The sequence below is a fragment of the Corynebacterium intestinale genome (assembly GCF_023574125.1).
Classification (GTDB): Bacteria; Actinomycetota; Actinomycetes; order Mycobacteriales; family Mycobacteriaceae; genus Corynebacterium; species Corynebacterium hesseae.
Genome location: NZ_JAMKFF010000004.1, coordinates 145,432 through 159,656, shown reverse-complemented (window position 1 = coordinate 159,656; position 14,225 = coordinate 145,432). Strand labels below are relative to the sequence as shown.

At 62.8% G+C, this 14,225-nt stretch carries 17 protein-coding genes; 6 read left to right on the top strand and 11 right to left on the bottom strand.

The genetic code is table 11. The features are described 5' to 3' along the window. Positions 1–321: 321 nt before the first annotated feature. Together M5J06_RS06495 and M5J06_RS06490 are read left to right on the top strand one after the other, a co-directional pair. A complete protein-coding gene (locus M5J06_RS06495; RefSeq protein WP_250224241.1) occupies positions 322–1,422 on the top strand; it encodes an HNH endonuclease signature motif containing protein in 1,101 nt (366 codons plus the stop codon). A 278-nt stretch (positions 1,423–1,700) separates the two neighbouring features. Beyond that, complete coding sequence (locus tag M5J06_RS06490) at positions 1,701–1,910, top strand: hypothetical protein (RefSeq protein ID WP_070597460.1); 210 nt, start codon at positions 1,701–1,703, stop codon at positions 1,908–1,910. Between the two features lie 125 nt (positions 1,911–2,035). Here M5J06_RS06490 and lepA read toward each other — a convergent pair whose 3' ends face one another. Beyond that, positions 2,036–3,883, bottom strand: coding sequence for a translation elongation factor 4 (gene lepA, locus M5J06_RS06485; RefSeq protein ID WP_070519533.1), 1,848 nt, complete (start codon positions 3,881–3,883; stop codon positions 2,036–2,038). An 18-nt stretch (positions 3,884–3,901) separates the two neighbouring features. Between lepA and M5J06_RS06480 the strand changes: the two genes are divergently transcribed. The 4 genes from M5J06_RS06480 to M5J06_RS06465 all read left to right on the top strand — a co-directional run bounded on the left by M5J06_RS06480 (position 3,902) and on the right by M5J06_RS06465 (position 6,786). After that, the gene (locus tag M5J06_RS06480) at positions 3,902–4,423 is read left to right on the top strand and encodes a type II toxin-antitoxin system PemK/MazF family toxin (RefSeq protein WP_070519531.1); all 522 of its coding nucleotides are present in this window, start codon (positions 3,902–3,904) and stop codon (positions 4,421–4,423) included. 118 nt (positions 4,424–4,541) lie between these two features. Next, positions 4,542–4,805 carry a 30S ribosomal protein S20 gene (gene rpsT / locus M5J06_RS06475; protein WP_070564689.1) on the top strand — a complete coding sequence of 88 codons (264 nt, stop codon included), beginning with the start codon at positions 4,542–4,544 and terminating at the stop codon, positions 4,803–4,805. Further along, positions 4,806–5,615, top strand: a complete 810-nt coding sequence (locus M5J06_RS06470; RefSeq protein ID WP_144014828.1) for a DNA adenine methylase — start codon at positions 4,806–4,808, stop codon at positions 5,613–5,615. Next, on the top strand, positions 5,608–6,786 hold the full coding sequence (locus M5J06_RS06465) for a type II restriction enzyme (protein ID WP_250224240.1): 1,179 nt from the start codon (positions 5,608–5,610) through the stop codon (positions 6,784–6,786). The genes M5J06_RS06470 and M5J06_RS06465 overlap by 8 nt, the downstream gene beginning before the upstream one ends. Here the strand turns inward: M5J06_RS06465 and M5J06_RS06460 are convergent. The 10 genes from M5J06_RS06460 to M5J06_RS06415 all read right to left on the bottom strand — a co-directional run bounded on the left by M5J06_RS06460 (position 6,783) and on the right by M5J06_RS06415 (position 14,224). Next, complete coding sequence (locus tag M5J06_RS06460; RefSeq protein WP_070519522.1) at positions 6,783–7,424, bottom strand: LysE family translocator; 642 nt, start codon at positions 7,422–7,424, stop codon at positions 6,783–6,785. The genes M5J06_RS06465 and M5J06_RS06460 overlap by 4 nt on opposite strands. Continuing rightward, on the bottom strand, positions 7,421–7,789 hold the full coding sequence (locus tag M5J06_RS06455; RefSeq protein ID WP_070530472.1) for an ankyrin repeat domain-containing protein: 369 nt from the start codon (positions 7,787–7,789) through the stop codon (positions 7,421–7,423). Before M5J06_RS06455 ends, M5J06_RS06460 begins: the two co-directional genes overlap by 4 nt. Positions 7,790–7,800: 11 nt before the next feature. After that, positions 7,801–8,748, bottom strand: a complete 948-nt coding sequence (gene holA, locus M5J06_RS06450; RefSeq protein ID WP_070519517.1) for a DNA polymerase III subunit delta — start codon at positions 8,746–8,748, stop codon at positions 7,801–7,803. Next, complete coding sequence (locus M5J06_RS06445; protein WP_101735485.1) at positions 8,745–9,995, bottom strand: ComEC/Rec2 family competence protein; 1,251 nt, start codon at positions 9,993–9,995, stop codon at positions 8,745–8,747. The genes holA and M5J06_RS06445 overlap by 4 nt, the downstream gene beginning before the upstream one ends. Further along, positions 9,992–10,594 (bottom strand): helix-hairpin-helix domain-containing protein, encoded by a 603-nt coding sequence (locus M5J06_RS06440; protein WP_250224239.1) that lies wholly within the window; start codon positions 10,592–10,594, stop codon positions 9,992–9,994. The genes M5J06_RS06445 and M5J06_RS06440 overlap by 4 nt, the downstream gene beginning before the upstream one ends. Positions 10,595–10,698: 104 nt before the next feature. Beyond that, positions 10,699–11,487 carry a DegV family protein gene (locus tag M5J06_RS06435; RefSeq protein ID WP_250224238.1) on the bottom strand — a complete coding sequence of 263 codons (789 nt, stop codon included), beginning with the start codon at positions 11,485–11,487 and terminating at the stop codon, positions 10,699–10,701. Beyond that, positions 11,487–12,185, bottom strand: a complete 699-nt coding sequence (locus tag M5J06_RS06430) for a histidine phosphatase family protein (protein ID WP_070564677.1) — start codon at positions 12,183–12,185, stop codon at positions 11,487–11,489. Before M5J06_RS06430 ends, M5J06_RS06435 begins: the two co-directional genes overlap by 1 nt. Further along, positions 12,182–12,649 carry a ribosome silencing factor gene (rsfS, locus tag M5J06_RS06425; protein ID WP_070519508.1) on the bottom strand — a complete coding sequence of 156 codons (468 nt, stop codon included), beginning with the start codon at positions 12,647–12,649 and terminating at the stop codon, positions 12,182–12,184. Before rsfS ends, M5J06_RS06430 begins: the two co-directional genes overlap by 4 nt. A 107-nt stretch (positions 12,650–12,756) precedes the next feature. Continuing rightward, entirely contained in the window at positions 12,757–13,374 is a 618-nt protein-coding gene (gene nadD / locus M5J06_RS06420; RefSeq protein WP_070530460.1) for a nicotinate-nucleotide adenylyltransferase, read from the bottom strand. Continuing rightward, positions 13,367–14,224 carry a cutinase family protein gene (locus M5J06_RS06415; RefSeq protein ID WP_250224237.1) on the bottom strand — a complete coding sequence of 286 codons (858 nt, stop codon included), beginning with the start codon at positions 14,222–14,224 and terminating at the stop codon, positions 13,367–13,369. Before M5J06_RS06415 ends, nadD begins: the two co-directional genes overlap by 8 nt. Position 14,225: the final 1 nt, after the last annotated feature.

The following is a 14,225-nucleotide window of genomic DNA, read 5'->3' as shown; positions in this document are numbered from 1 at the left end:
GTCATCCTTTCCGAGCATGTGCGCCGAGCATACCGGAAACTGCTGTGCTGTCAGGTCGGTTTGGATTCAAGCTGATGGACTACCCATGCCCGCTATCCCGATAGCGAACCTCCTGCGAGGCTGTGTGAAATGGTCTCAGGAGGCTCTCGTTTCGACCGGCTTTACCGAGAGGAGAAAGGTTGGGCAGCAGCATATGGCGAATTCAATCGGTATGCGAACCAGCCAACTCAATCTAGGGGCTTTTCTCGTACCAGCCCCATTAACCAGGAATTTTGTCCCTCCGGTTGCGGGGCCCACGGTGCTGTTTTAGTCTCTGTGCCCATGGGGGATATCGAAACCTACATCCGCCTACGCAATTCGGGGATTGCGCTGGTGGAAAACATTCCTGGCTCACCCGACGAGCTTCGCGCGCTCGGCGCTTCTGCTTCCGATGCCACTGAGCTTGCACGCCTTAACCAGGTTTATTTCGGCCCCACCCGCTTTAGCGGTAAACAACGCAAAGCCCGCCACGCAGCACTTCAACAACGCCACAGCCTAGGCACCCTGGCACTGATTGAAACCTACACCGCGAAGGTGAAGAAAACACTCGACGCCTGGAACCTCAGAATCAAACTCGCAGGAACACCCGCACACCGCATCCCCACCGTCGCCGCCACACACCTGAAAGAACTACGCTCCAAGCGCATAGCCAAACCAGGCGTGCGCATCACCTACCGCGCACAAGGCCCCAACACCCTTTCCATAACTGACGATGCCACCACGATTGCCAACATGCGCGGTGTCCTCGAATCCACCAACAACACCGACCTGCTTCAAGCCGCCAACGACATCTTCTTCAACAAAGAAACAAGCGGTTCCAAACCAGCGGTGCGCACCCAAATCATCGTCACGTTGAACGAGTTGGACCAGATCATTAACGGCGACGGGGACGAAATAGAGCTCAACTTGACTAATGGTGGGCGGATGACCGGGGCAGAGTTTTTGACCCACAAGTTTGCCGAAATAGGGTATGCCACCATCGTGCACCCTATTGAAGGACCCATCGACACCTTCCGGCTAGAGCGTGGAGCAAACTACAAACAACGCCTTACCCTACATGCTGAATTCCACACATGTTCTAGACCAGGCTGTAACAAGCCCGCTGATTACTGCCAAGTCCATCACCTCATCCCCTGGCAGGCAGGCGGCTATACCAACATTAAGAACCTGACCTTCCTATGCGCCTACCACAACGGGATCAATGATGATGACCCACAAAGGCCTACCGGGCGCGGCTACATGTACCGGCTCAACACCGGGGTGGCCTTCATCCCACCCTGGGGCACACCAATAACAGCAATGCCCGAATACCAAGAAGCACTAGCCAGACTCACCGCCGAACAAGCAGGACAACCACCAGAGGAACCACCCGACAGCAGCTAACATCCACCAAACACAGCAACGGCAGGAAGGAAACAGCTAACCACCAGTGACAACACTGCCACCCGCGGACCACATCAAGGCACGCGGGCACATCGGTGATCCTTAAGTCAGCGCACTCGTCGGCCTAGGACAGGTTGAGACGAAAACCGGTGATCCCTGCCTGAACTTCCCCGGAATAGTGGGTGCACTGGTTCTAATTCAATACCGTGCACATAAAAGACTTGTTATCGTACTAGTAGCTACAGTGACCGAAGTTTTCACGCATGAAAGGACTACTCGTGACTAACCAAGTAAGCGTGTGGAAGATTGCCACCTCAATCGCAGTCGCGGGCAGCATCCTCCTGCTTATTCTTTACGTGGGTCTAAGCCGCTATTACAACTCACAAGAGCTCGCCATGCTTGTGAACGGCGCCACCGCCAACGGCCAGGACTACTCGGTGACAATCCACAATCAGCTCACCGGCGGCTACTCCTTTAACGCCCAGTAGGCAGGCTGAAAGCGCCATATCAAACCGGGCGCTTTCAGCCTCCAACAGCGCAAGTTCGCCCTGATTAGCACCAATAGCTCCAGACAGTGATGGTGGCCCGACCGGTACCGGAGGTGCTCGATGCGTTAGTCGGCGTCCGTGGACAGCGCCGCCACGAAGGCCTCCTGCGGCACGGAAACGGAACCGATGGACTTCATGCGCTTCTTACCGGCCTTCTGCTTCTCCAGCAGCTTGCGCTTACGGGAGATATCGCCGCCGTAGCACTTGGCCAGCACGTCCTTGCGCATCGCGCGGATGTTTTCACGCGCGATGATCTTTGAGCCGATGGCCGCCTGGACCGGCACCTCGAACTGCTGGCGCGGGATGATCTCCTTGAGCTTCTTCGTCATCTTATTGCCGTACCACTGCGCGGAATCACGGTGCACAATCGCGGAGAAGGCATCCACCGGATCACCGTTGAGCAGGATATCCACCTTCACCAGGTCCGCCAGCTGTTCGCCGGCCTCCTCGTAGTTGAGGGAAGCGTAGCCCTTGGTGCGGGACTTCAGCATGTCGAAGAAGTCGAAGATGATTTCACCCAGCGGCATGGTGTAGCGCAGCTCCACGCGGTCCTCAGACAGGTAGTCCATGCCACCCATCTGGCCGCGCTTGGACTGGCACAGCTCCATCGTCGGGCCCACAAACTCCTCCGGCACGATGATGGTCATCTTCACAATCGGCTCGTGAACCTCACGCAGCTTGCCCGCCGGCCAGTCGGAGGGATTGTGCACATACGATTCCTCGCCGTCTTCTGCCACCACGCGGTAGGTCACCGACGGGGCGGTGGAAATCAGGTCCAATCCAAACTCGCGCTCCAAACGGTCACGCGTGATTTCCATGTGCAGCAGGCCCAAGAATCCACAGCGGAAGCCGAAGCCCAGGGCCACGGAGGTCTCGGGCTCGAAGGTGAGGGAGGCGTCGTTAAGCTGCAGCTTTTCCAGCGCATCGCGCAAGTCCGGGAAGTCTGCCTGGGAGATCGGGAACAAACCCGAGTACACCATGGGGTTCGGGTCGGCGTAGCCCTTGAGCGGCTCGCTCGCGCCATTCGACGCCCACGTAATCGTGTCACCCACCTTGGTCTCACGCACGTTCTTTACGCCGGTAATGAGGTAGCCCACCTCGCCCGGGCCTAGGCCCTCGCACTTCTGCATGGTCGGTGAAACAATGCCCACCTCCAGAAGCTCGTGGTTGGCGCCCGTGGACATCATGGTGACCTTCTGGCGCGGGGTGAGCTTGCCGTCCATCATGCGGATGTAGGTCACCACGCCGCGGTAGGTGTCGTAGACCGAGTCGAAGACCATGGCACGGGCCGGGGCATCGGGCCCGAACTCGGAGGTGGGCGCCGGGACAAGCTCCGCAACCTTGTCCAGCAACTCCGCCACGCCCTCGCCGGTCTTACCGGAGACGCGCAGCACCTCTTCCGGCTCGCAGCCGATGATGTGGGCGATCTCCAGGGAGTACTTCTCCGGGTCGGCCGCTGGCAGGTCAATCTTGTTAAGGACCGGGATGATCTCCAGGTCATTCTCCATGGCCAGGTAAAGGTTGGCCAGGGTTTGGGCCTCGATGCCTTGGGCGGCGTCGACAAGCAGGATGGCGCCCTCACACGCCTCCAGCGCGCGGGAGACCTCGTAAGTGAAGTCCACGTGGCCGGGCGTATCGATCATCTGCATGACGATCTCCTCCCCCTTGAGGGGACCGGACTGGGGAATCCAGGGCAGGCGCACGTTCTGGGCCTTAATGGTGATGCCGCGCTCGCGCTCGATATCCATGTTGTCGAGGTATTGGTCGCGCATATCGCGCTCCTCCACCACCTGCGACAACTGCAGGATGCGATCAGCCAGCGTCGACTTGCCGTGGTCGATGTGGGCGATAATGCAAAAGTTTCGGATCTTGGACGGATCCGTAAACGTAGTAGCCGCGAAGTTTGTAGACATGCGTTTAGAATAGACGACATGTCTAGGTTGGCCCGCATTCTCGGCATCGGAGGCCCCGAGCCTGTCGACGCCGGCCTCGAGCGCATCACCGAACGCTTGGGGTTGAACCAAAACGATTCCGTGACGGAACCCCGCAAGGCCGCCGATATCCGCGTCGAGGCCGCTTCCGCCCACCCGCGCAGCGTCTTCTTCACCCCGGACATGGACGGGCAGGCTGACTCCGGGGAAGTCGTGTGGGTGTGGGCGCCCTCCGATGGCAAGCAATCCCCGCCGCGCGAGCGCGCAGTGCTGATTGTCTCCCGCACGCGCACCACGGTGCTCGGCCTTCTCATCTCCTCCAACCCGGGTCACGCGAACAAAGAAGAGTGGCTCGATATCGGCACCGGCGAGTGGGATGAAACCGGCCGGCAATGCTGGGTGCGGATGGATCGAGTGCTGGAGATTTCGGAAGAACAGTGCCGCCGGCAGGGCACGCTCTTCCCGGAGCGGCGCTTCGAGCGCATTGCCAACCGCCTGCGCTCCCGCTATCACTGGGCGTGATTTGGGGATTTAGCCTGCGCCCTGATAAATTTCTTGGGATGCCGGGGCACGCTGGCGGTCAGGACCTTGGGTCCGCCTTCCTCGGTAAAGCATTCCTACGACGATAAGAGGTAGAACGATGGCAAACATCAAGTCCAAGCAGAAGCGCATCCTGACCAACGAGAAGTCGCGTCAGCGCAACAAGTCCGTACGCTCCGCCGTGCGTACCGAGATCCGCAAGTTCCGCGAGGCCGTCGCCGCTGGCGACAAGGCTGCCGCTGAGAAGCAGCTGCGCGTTGCTTCCCGCGCACTGGACAAGTCCGTGTCGAAGGGCGTCTTCCACCGCAACACCGCGGCTAACAAGAAGTCCGGCATGGCCACCGCCTTCAACAAGATGTCCTAAATGAAACCGCTCCTGAAGTGGGTAGGGGGAAAGCGTCAGCTACTACCCGTTATCCACTCCATGCTGCCCGAGAGCTTCGACGCTTATGTCGAGCCTTTCTTGGGCGGCGGGGCGGTTCTTTTTTCTTTGGCGCCCGAACGCGCCCGGGTCAATGACCTGAACACTGAGCTCATCACCGTCTACGAGGTGGTCCGCGATGATGTGGACGAGCTCATCGCCCTGTTGAAGGGCTATCCGAATGATTCGGATTTCTTCTACGAGATGCGCGCCCGCGACCGCGAGCCGGGCTTTGCGCATTTGAGCCCCGTGGAGCGGGCTGCACGCACGATTTATCTCAATAAGACCTGTTATAACGGGCTTTATCGGGTGAATAACTCGGGCCAGTTCAACGCCCCATTTGGCCGCTACGCCAACCCGAAGATCTGTGATGAGCCCAATCTGCGCGCTGTATCGGAGTACCTGTCCTCCCACGACGTGACGTTTTATAACGGCGACTATGCCGCGGTGGAGGCCAACGAGGGGGATTTCGTTTACTTCGATCCGCCCTATGATCCGGTCAACCCCACCAGCAATTTCACCGGCTACCAGTCGGGTGGTTTTGGGCGCGCGGACCAGATTCGGCTGAAGGAAACCTGCGATGCCCTTAATGCCCGCGGGGTAAAGTTCCTGCTGTCGAATTCGGCGACGGACTTCATCAAGGAGCTGTACGCGGACTATCGCGTCGAGATTGTCGGCGCTACGCGCGCGGTGAATTCCGTGGCGTCGAAGCGCGGCAAGGTCGATGAGGTGCTCGTGCGCAATTATGCTTAACGACGCCGCCTGGGACCTCGTCTACCCCCACCTCGCCGCCGACATCGCGGACCAGGGCTATGTGGTGTTGCCCGCCGCGAAGCTCAAGGAGCTTTCCGGGCGCGAGCCGCGGTTGATGGCCAAGCACGATTTTTCCGCCGCGCGCCCCGAGGTGCTTCGCCAGCACGGGTTGTCCATGCTGCCGATTCGCCGCGATGCCTACCTGATTGGCCGCTTTGACCTGTACCAGCCTTTCCCGGAGGAGGCCGGGCCGCTGAAGTCGATGCCGGTTCCGGGGCACATCCAATCCATTGACTTCGAGAACCTGACCTCGGAGGCCGCAGCGTTGACCGCAGCGCACTTAAGCGGCATGCTTGATGATTTCCTGGGCGGTGAGTTGGTGCCGACGGTCAGCGGGCGCATGTCGACGCTCACGCTGCCCATGCGGGTCGGCGGACGCGATATCGAGGTGGACCGCGCCCAGATGGAGATCGACGCCGGCTTCGAATCCGCCGAGCACCTCGTGCTCGTGGAGGCGAAGAACCACGTCTCCCCCGACTTCAACATCCGCCAGCTCTACTTCCCTTTCCGCCGCTTCTCGCGGGCACTGGATAAAGAAGTGGTGCCGGTGTACCTGGTCTATTCCAATGGCATCTTTCACTTCTACCGCTATGTGTTTAGGCAGCCGGAGGACTTCCGCAGCATCGAGCTGGTGAGCGCGGCGCGCTATGTTCTGGGCGAGTCCGGCGTGACGGATGCGACGGTGCGCGAGGTTCTGGAGCACACCCACGTCGTGAACACCGCCGTTCCCTTCCCGCAGGCGGATTCCTTCGCCCGCGTCATCAGTCTGCTGGAGAACCCGGTGGATAAGGCTGATATGCCGGAGGAGTTCGGCTTTACCCCGCGCCAGGCTGATTACTACACCAACGCCGCCCGCTACTTAGGTTTGACCAAGCTCAGCGGCACGCGCGACGAGCGCAACCTCGCCCTCGTTGAGGCGCTGGCCTCGCGGCCGGTGTTCCGGGAGATGGTGCGGTTTGTCGTCGATAAGCACTGCGCGCTGAGCAAGGCCGAGGCGGCCGGGTTCATGCGCGCGGCCAACCTTGGCCTGAGTGAGACGACCCTACGCCGCCGCTCCGCCACGGTCGCGGCGTGGTCCCAGTGGCTCAAAGAACTACTCGATCAGTCCTAGGCGGCCTGGATACCGGCCCACACCAACGCACAGCCGGCCACCACGAAGAAGGCACCGGAACCGATGTCGATCCACGGGCCGGCGGCCAACAGGCGGCGGCGGATCGCGCGGGTCGAGATGACCGCCGAGAGGACAACGAAGAGCAGGTAGCTCGACAGGGACAGGCTCAACACCAAGGCCACCGAAAGCCACACCGGCGGGTGCGGCGGCAGCAGCGGGGCGATCATGGCGGCGAGGAAAAGCACGATCTTTGGGTTGGACAGGTTGGTGGCCAACCCCGTGCGGAAGACCTTGCCCACCGAACCCAAGCGGGCGGCGGCCTCCTCCTCATCCACCGGCGGCTGCTTGCGCAGCTCTAGCCCGGAGCGAATGGACAGCACGCCCATGAAGACGAGGAAGCAACCGCCAATCACCTGAATCAGGGAGAGAACTCCCGGGAAGGCGGTCAGCAAAGCGGCCGCGCCAAACACAGTCAGCGTGCACCAGAACAGCACGCCGACCTGAATGCCCGTCGACGCCGCGATGGCGTGGCGGCGCGAGCGCGTGGCATAGCGTGTCACCAGCACAATGTCGGGGCCGGGTGCCGCCGCGCCGACGAGGTTCATGAGGAGGATGGCCGCAAACGCGGACCAGCTCATGACAGGCGCTCGAGAAGATCCTCACGGCCGAACATGCGAGCCGAGTCGAGGGCATTTGGCTGGCCGGCAGTGGGGTCGGCGCCGGCGTCGAGAAGGGCGTCGATCACCGCGTCTTCCTTCTTGAAAATAGCCCCGGCCAACGGCGACTGGCCGCGATCGTTGAGGAGGTTGACGTCGGCACCCGCCGCGGCGAGCTGGCGCACCAGCTCCGCATGGCCGTGGTAGGCGGCGAGCATGATGAAGGACTGCCCGTCCTGGTTCACCATGTCCACGTTGACGCCCTGCTTGATGTACTCGAGCAGCGTGGCATCGCCGTTGCGGGCAAAATCGAAAAGCTTGGTGGCAAAGTTCTGGATGTCATCCATGGAGGGTTAGTCTAGCGCGCCAGCTCCGCCACCCGCTTAACGGCCGCCTCGATGGCGAAGTCCTCGTCCCCGCCCTGACCCTTGACCGCGGCATCCAGCTCCGACATGAGGATCACGGCCTTGGTGATATTCTCTCCCGACCAGCGCCGCGCCACCGGCTGGGTGAGCTTGATGGCATAGGGCGCCATGCCGGTCTGGGAGGCCAGGGAATACTGATCCCCGCGCGCGGTGTAGAGGCGCGCGATGTTGCCCACCTTGTTCGCCAGGGCAGATGCAATGGCCACGGGGCTCGCCCCCAACTGCAGCGCGCGGCGGCACGTGGACACCGCCGCCTCCACGCGGCCTGCCACAGCGGCATCCGCGATATCCCAGTTGGCCACCTCGGCCACACCTACGTAGTACGCGTGCACCGCCTCGCGGGTCACCTTGCCGCCTGTGTCGAAGACGAGCTGCGAGATGGCGGAGGCGAGCTCGCGGAGGTCGGAGCCGACGCCGTCGAGAAGCGCCTGCACCACATCCGGTGTAGGCCGCACCCCATGCGAGGCGAACTCACGCGTAGCCCACTGCGCGAGCTCGTTCGGGTAGAGGGAAAAGACCTCATGCACCTCGGCCGTCTTGCGCAGCGCCGCGATGAGCTCCGGCGGCTTCTTCTTTTTCTTCAGCGTCTTCGCCGTCACCGAGTACATCAAAATGAGCGTGATACCGGGCATGGGGTTAGCGCAGGCGTCGAGGAGGATCTTCGTGACCTCCTTGCCGGCCCTCTCCACGTCGCTGATGACGATGACGCGGTCCTCCCCAAACAAGGAGGGGCTGGTGGCTTCCAGGATTTCGCCCTCGCTGACCTCGGAGGCCTTGAGCTTGGTTACCTCACCTTGTTGGATGGACAGGCGGGCGCGCTCGGCCAGGAATTCATCATCACCGAGGATGAGGTGCACGGGGGCAGAAGACATGCCTGTCATCTTAGCAACGCCGCAATGACCCACCCGCCAAGTAGGAGCATCGCGACGGGCCCCGCCGCCACGGTGGTCACCGGCATGGAGGAGGCGACGAAGTGGATCCAATCCGCCAGCGGCTCAATAAGGATCACCAGGGGCCTGCCCCACCCCACCTGCGCCAGGACGGCGGCGATGAGCCCCACGACGGTGATAATAGGCACGACCGGGGCCACCAGCACGTTGGCAATGACTGACACCACCGAGACCCGCCCGCTCATCAGCGCAATGAGCGGCATGGTCACGATGTCCGCGGCGATGGCGACCGCAAAGGCCCGGGCCACGATGCCCGTGCCCAGCACCCGCAATAGCAGCGGGCTGAGTACTACGATGCCGGCGGTGGCCGCGACGGAGAGCGCGAAGCCGAAGCTGACCGCTAGGTCGCTGTCCGCCGCGAGCAGAAAGAGCACGCCAAGAGCCAGGGCATGGAGCGGTTCCATCTTCGAGGAGCTGAGCACCGCCGCCAGTCCCGCCAGCCCGGCGACGGTGGCGCGCTGGACGGAGGGTTCCCACCCCACAAGTGCCACGAACAACGCCAACGCGCTTGCCGACGCCCCCACTCTCACCCGCTGCCCCGGCACCACCAACGCGGCCGCGGTGCACACGATGGCAACGTTGGAGCCGGACACAGCACTCAAATGCGATAGACCCGTGTCGATGTAGAGCTGCTTATCCTCGGGGCTTTGCAGGCTGGTATCGCCCAAGACCATGCCGGGGATGAGGCCGTTGTCACACACGGCGCGGAAGTTTTCTGCGACCGTCGCCGTCCAGCTATGGGCGTGCGCGGTGAGCTCACCACTAAAGACGGATGTGCCCACGCCAACCTGATCCGAGGGGCCGGGGTGACCGTGCACCGTCACCAGCGAGCCACCGAAGGCCTCCGGTTCCTCCTTGAGGAAGACGGGCAGCTGCGCCGGGTAGCCCGGCACGCGCAGGCGCACCATCCACCCGGATGCCGTCTGAACCGGGTCGGCGGCGAGCTTTCCCGTCACCTCCGAGCCGAAGCGGAACGCCGCGGCGCGCACCGAGCGCACATAAGCCAGGGTGGCGAAGATGACCCCGCTCGCCGCGCACAAGATGCCCTGCCCGCGCCACTGACCACGCGCTAGCGCGAAACACACCAGCCCGCTCAACAACCACGGATGGCCGAAAAGCACGGCGAGCGTGGCCAGCCACGCCACCACCGCGGCGGGCACGAGCCGCAGCTCTCTCACGGCCGGACCTTGTCCTTCAGCTTGGCGAACTTCGCCGGGCCAATGCCGGAGACGTCCATGAGTTGCTCCACGGTGCTAAAGCTCCCGACCTCTTCGCGGTGCGCGATGATCGCCGCCGCCGTGGCCGGGCCAATACCCGGAAGCTCCGTCAGCTCCTCCTCGCTGGCGGAGTTGAGGGAAACGAGCCCCTCCCCCGCCGCCTCGGGGGCGTTGGGCGGGCCACCGACGGTGATCTGCTCGCCGTCGTTAAGCTTCTGCGCCAGGTTGAGGTTATCGGTGGGCACGCGCGGGCGCGCCACCTCGAGGGCGTCGTTAATGCGCGCGCCCGGCGCCAAGGTCACCAGCCCGGGCTGCTCTACCTCACCCACGACCGCAACCACGATATCCGCCGCCGCCTCGCTGCTCGGCGCAGCAACCTCATAGGGGTTCTCCGCACTGCGGCTCGCCCCCAGCCAGGCCAGAAGTGCAACGCCGGCCACGCCCACAACAACCAGCGCCAACCAGGGCGGGACGCGCACGCGCGGAAAGTCGACGTTGAGCAGTTCTTCTTCCCCGGTCGGGCGGGTGAGGTCGCGGAGGCGATCAGCAATGGCGTTCATGCCCGCGACGCTACGCAGCGTCCACACCCCCGTCGAGGGCTTAAGCCGCAGCCTGTGGATAACTTGTTGAAGACGTCAACAACGTCTTTAGCTCGGCTCCGCCGTCAGCTAAAGACCGCGGAGACGCCGATGGCTCCGGGGCCGACGTGGACTGCGAGGACGTCGGTAAGCGGCACCAGCATGAAAGAGGAATCCGGCAGGGCCAAACGCAGCAAGTCCTCCAGCCGGCGGGCCGAGACCTTGTCCTCGTTGTACTGCACCGCGATGAAGGCCGGCTTGCCCTCGGCGCGGGAGGCCACCAGGTCCACGAGCTTGGTAAAGGCCTTGGTTTGGGTGCGGGTCTTGCCCACCATCTCCAGCTTGCCGCCCTGAATGGCCATGATCGGTTTAGTAGCCAGGAGTGCGGTGGACAGCATCGCCGTGGCCGCGGACATGCGCCCGGAGCGGCGAAGCTCCTCCGTCGAGCTGAGGTAGACCAAGGTATGCCCGCGCTCAAGGGTGTTGATGGCCGCGGCATAGCACTCGTCGAGCGAAGCGCCCTCTTGCGCAAGCTTGGCCGCCGCCATAGCAGCCGCGCCCATCGCCATGCCGGCAGTGCCGGAATCAATAACACGCACGGTGTTCGGGAAAACGCCGGAAGCGGTCACCGCCGCCGACCACGTCGAGGACAGATCCTTCGACAGATGGATGGCCAGCACACCATCATCACCGGAGCGCTCCATCTGCCGCCCGTATAAAGCAGCCAGCTCAAGGGCAGTCAAACCGGACGTGGACAGCTCCGCGCCATCCTTGCCATGGCTTTCCATGACGTGCAGATCCACGACGCAGATGCCGAGCTCCTCGACGATATCCGCCGGCAAGCCCGCGGCGGAATCGGTAACAACGCGGATCACTAGACGTCCGCCCCCGCGCCCCCGATGACGGCGCCACCCATATTCCAGCCGTCGAAGTACCACTGGGCGCGGCCGACGTTCTCCGGGGTGAATTCCAGCGGGGACAGCGGGCGTGCAGCATCAAATTCGGGCCGTGCGGTCAGCTGCGACCAGTGCGTATTCTTCAGCCCAGACAGGATCCCGTACTGGTGGTGCTCCAGGCCCAGAAGGTGGCAGGTCAGCGCGGAAATGGCACCGCCGTGCGCGACGACGAGGACCGCCCCCTCATCCCACTGCGGGTGATTCTGCATGAGCTCATCAATCACGGGGCGGGCACGGTTGGCCACATCGACGCGGCTTTCGCCCTGCGGCGGCGCCCAGGTGGGGTCGTGGCGCCACAGCGCACGCGCCCCAGGAAACTGCTCATCTACTTCAGCGGAGGTCATCCCCTGCCACTCACCGAGGTGGGTTTCGCGCAGGCGCTTATCGACGGACACCTCAAGCCCCAAGCGCCGAGCAATAATCTCAGCGGTATCGCGGGCACGGATGAGGTCCGAGGAGACAATCGCGGTAATCCCTTTGCCCTCGAGCAGATCGGCCGCGGCACGGGCCTGGGAGTGGCCTGCTTCCGAAAGCTCGGTGTCCAAGTGCCCCTGCATCCGGCCGGTGGCGTTGTACGTCGTTTGGCCGTGGCGGATGAGGAGGAGGCGGCGGGTCATAATTCGTCGTCTTCCGGCTCTGGCTGGGCCAGGGGAAGCTCATCGAAGGAGTCGATGTCGCGCGGGTTGACGTCATTGGACCACTCGCCGGGGCGCTCCGGGGTGTCTACACCGGGGATGTCGAGAAGCGGGCAATCGTGGTAGAGGCGGTCCAAGCCGTAGAACTCGCGCTGATCGTTGCGCTGGACGTGGACCACGATGGGGCCATAATCGAGCAGAACCCACCGGTTCTCGCGGTTGCCTTCGCGGCGCTTGGGCTCGAAGCCCTGCTTAGTCAGCTCGTCTTCGACTTCCTCCACGATGGACGCCACCTGACGCTCGGTATCGGCGGAGGCTAAGACGAAGACCTCGGTAATCGCCAGCACGTCGGAAACATCAATAGCAGCGATGTTGGTGGCCAGTTTCTCATCCGCAGCCAGGGCGGCGGTTTCCGCCATGCGGCGTGCTTCATCAGTAATCGACATGACAATCCCTACACAAGTACTTTTCTGCTTAAGAACTCTAGTCTTACACGACAAGGCTCATTTTCCTAGTCGAATTCCCCCGCCCGACTACCGGAAAGGCACAGACGTTACAGGGGCTTTTCCGGGTGCGGACCATAGAGGTGGTTCTTGGCAATGTATTGCACCACCCCATCCGGCACGAGGTACCACACCGGCTGGCCCTGCTGCGCGCGGGCACGGCAATCGGTCGAGGAAATGGCCATGGCGGGGATTTCAATCAGCTCGATGTCATCCTGGGAATCCTGCGGCAGCATGTCCTTGCGCAGGTCATAGCCTGGACGGGTCACGCCAACGAAGTGAGCCATCTCCAGCATCTCCTCCCAGTTGCGCCAGCTCATGATGGAGGCCACCGAATCGGCGCCGGTGATGAAGTAAAGCTCGGCGTCTGGGAAGATTCCGCGCAGATCCCGCAGCGTATCGATGGTGTAGGTGGGGCCTTCGCGGTCGATGTCCACGCGGGAAACGGTAAAGCGCGGGTTCGACGCCGTGGCCACCATGGTCATCAGGTAGCGGTGCTCGGCGGCGGTGACCTGCTTGTCGGCCTTTTGCCAAGGCTGGCCAGTGGGGACGAAGACCACCGTGTCGAGGCGGAAACGGTGGGCTACCTCGCTGGCGGCGACGAGGTGACCGTTATGGATGGGGTCAAAGGTGCCGCCCATGATGCCGATGCGTTGCGGACTAGTCATGGCTGGTGAGTATACCGGCCACGGAGTCGATGACCTGCATGTCCTGCCCGGAAGGCTCCGCCAAGAAATAGGAGGCATGGCGCTCAGCCTTGGTGGCCAGGGCGCGGCTAGCGGCGTCGAGGGAAAAATCGCAGACGAAATCCCCTTCCAGGCAGTAGTCGACGTAGCGCTGCGCCGGCAGCCCGGCGCGGTTCTTAGCCCACGGCACCTGGTGCAAGGGATTGCCAAAGGTGAGCACACCATGCAGGCGCCCAGATTCTGCGAGGTACTCCTCCGTGCTCGTCGCTACGAGCGCTCCTTGCGAGTAGCCAGCGGCTACCCAACGCGGGTGGCAGCCGGTGGTGGCCTCATAGTTGTCCACCACCTTCGGCGCATTGCGGGCGCCGGTGCGCAGGCTGTCGGCAGCTCCAAACGTCACCGAATACGCCATCTCCCCGAGGGAGTGTTCCTGGAGAATCCCGAGCGCTCGCTGCACAAGCTGAAGCGGTCCCAAGTCTTCACCCTCCTGCGCCAAGGGCGGCAGGTTCATCGAGGCCGGGTACGCCTCCGGCCCCAAAGCCAGAACATAAACACCATCCATTGTGCCGGGGTGGCGCTGCTCTACCTGATGGAACAGAGCGGCAAAGTTGCGTCCCTCAAAGCCGGTGGATTCCGGCGCACGTTCGGAGTAACGCTGCGGGCCTACGTATTCGCCCTGCTCCTCGTTCTGGTCTGAACCGCGTGCGACAAGCACCACGGTGTCGGGGCACGTGCCGACACCGCTCGCCGAGGCCACCGGCGCGCTGAGAAGGGACGCTGCCGTGCCAAGGGCGGCAGCTACACAGGAAACACGAAAAGAAAGAGACTTCATT

Coding starts and splice junctions, on each gene's coding strand:
- M5J06_RS06495 (WP_250224241.1), top strand. CDS start 322: ATGGGGGATATCGAAACCTACATCCGCCTACGCAATTCGGGGATTGCG.
- lepA (WP_070519533.1), bottom strand. CDS start 3,883: ATGTCTACAAACTTCGCGGCTACTACGTTTACGGATCCGTCCAAGATC.
- M5J06_RS06480 (WP_070519531.1), top strand. CDS start 3,902: ATGTCTAGGTTGGCCCGCATTCTCGGCATCGGAGGCCCCGAGCCTGTC.
- rpsT (WP_070564689.1), top strand. CDS start 4,542: ATGGCAAACATCAAGTCCAAGCAGAAGCGCATCCTGACCAACGAGAAG.
- M5J06_RS06470 (WP_144014828.1), top strand. CDS start 4,806: ATGAAACCGCTCCTGAAGTGGGTAGGGGGAAAGCGTCAGCTACTACCC.
- M5J06_RS06465 (WP_250224240.1), top strand. CDS start 5,608: ATGCTTAACGACGCCGCCTGGGACCTCGTCTACCCCCACCTCGCCGCC.
- M5J06_RS06460 (WP_070519522.1), bottom strand. CDS start 7,424: ATGAGCTGGTCCGCGTTTGCGGCCATCCTCCTCATGAACCTCGTCGGC.
- M5J06_RS06455 (WP_070530472.1), bottom strand. CDS start 7,789: ATGGATGACATCCAGAACTTTGCCACCAAGCTTTTCGATTTTGCCCGC.
- holA (WP_070519517.1), bottom strand. CDS start 8,748: ATGACAGGCATGTCTTCTGCCCCCGTGCACCTCATCCTCGGTGATGAT.
- M5J06_RS06440 (WP_250224239.1), bottom strand. CDS start 10,594: ATGAACGCCATTGCTGATCGCCTCCGCGACCTCACCCGCCCGACCGGG.
- M5J06_RS06430 (WP_070564677.1), bottom strand. CDS start 12,185: ATGACCCGCCGCCTCCTCCTCATCCGCCACGGCCAAACGACGTACAAC.
- rsfS (WP_070519508.1), bottom strand. CDS start 12,649: ATGTCGATTACTGATGAAGCACGCCGCATGGCGGAAACCGCCGCCCTG.
- nadD (WP_070530460.1), bottom strand. CDS start 13,374: ATGACTAGTCCGCAACGCATCGGCATCATGGGCGGCACCTTTGACCCC.
- M5J06_RS06415 (WP_250224237.1), bottom strand. CDS start 14,224: ATGAAGTCTCTTTCTTTTCGTGTTTCCTGTGTAGCTGCCGCCCTTGGC.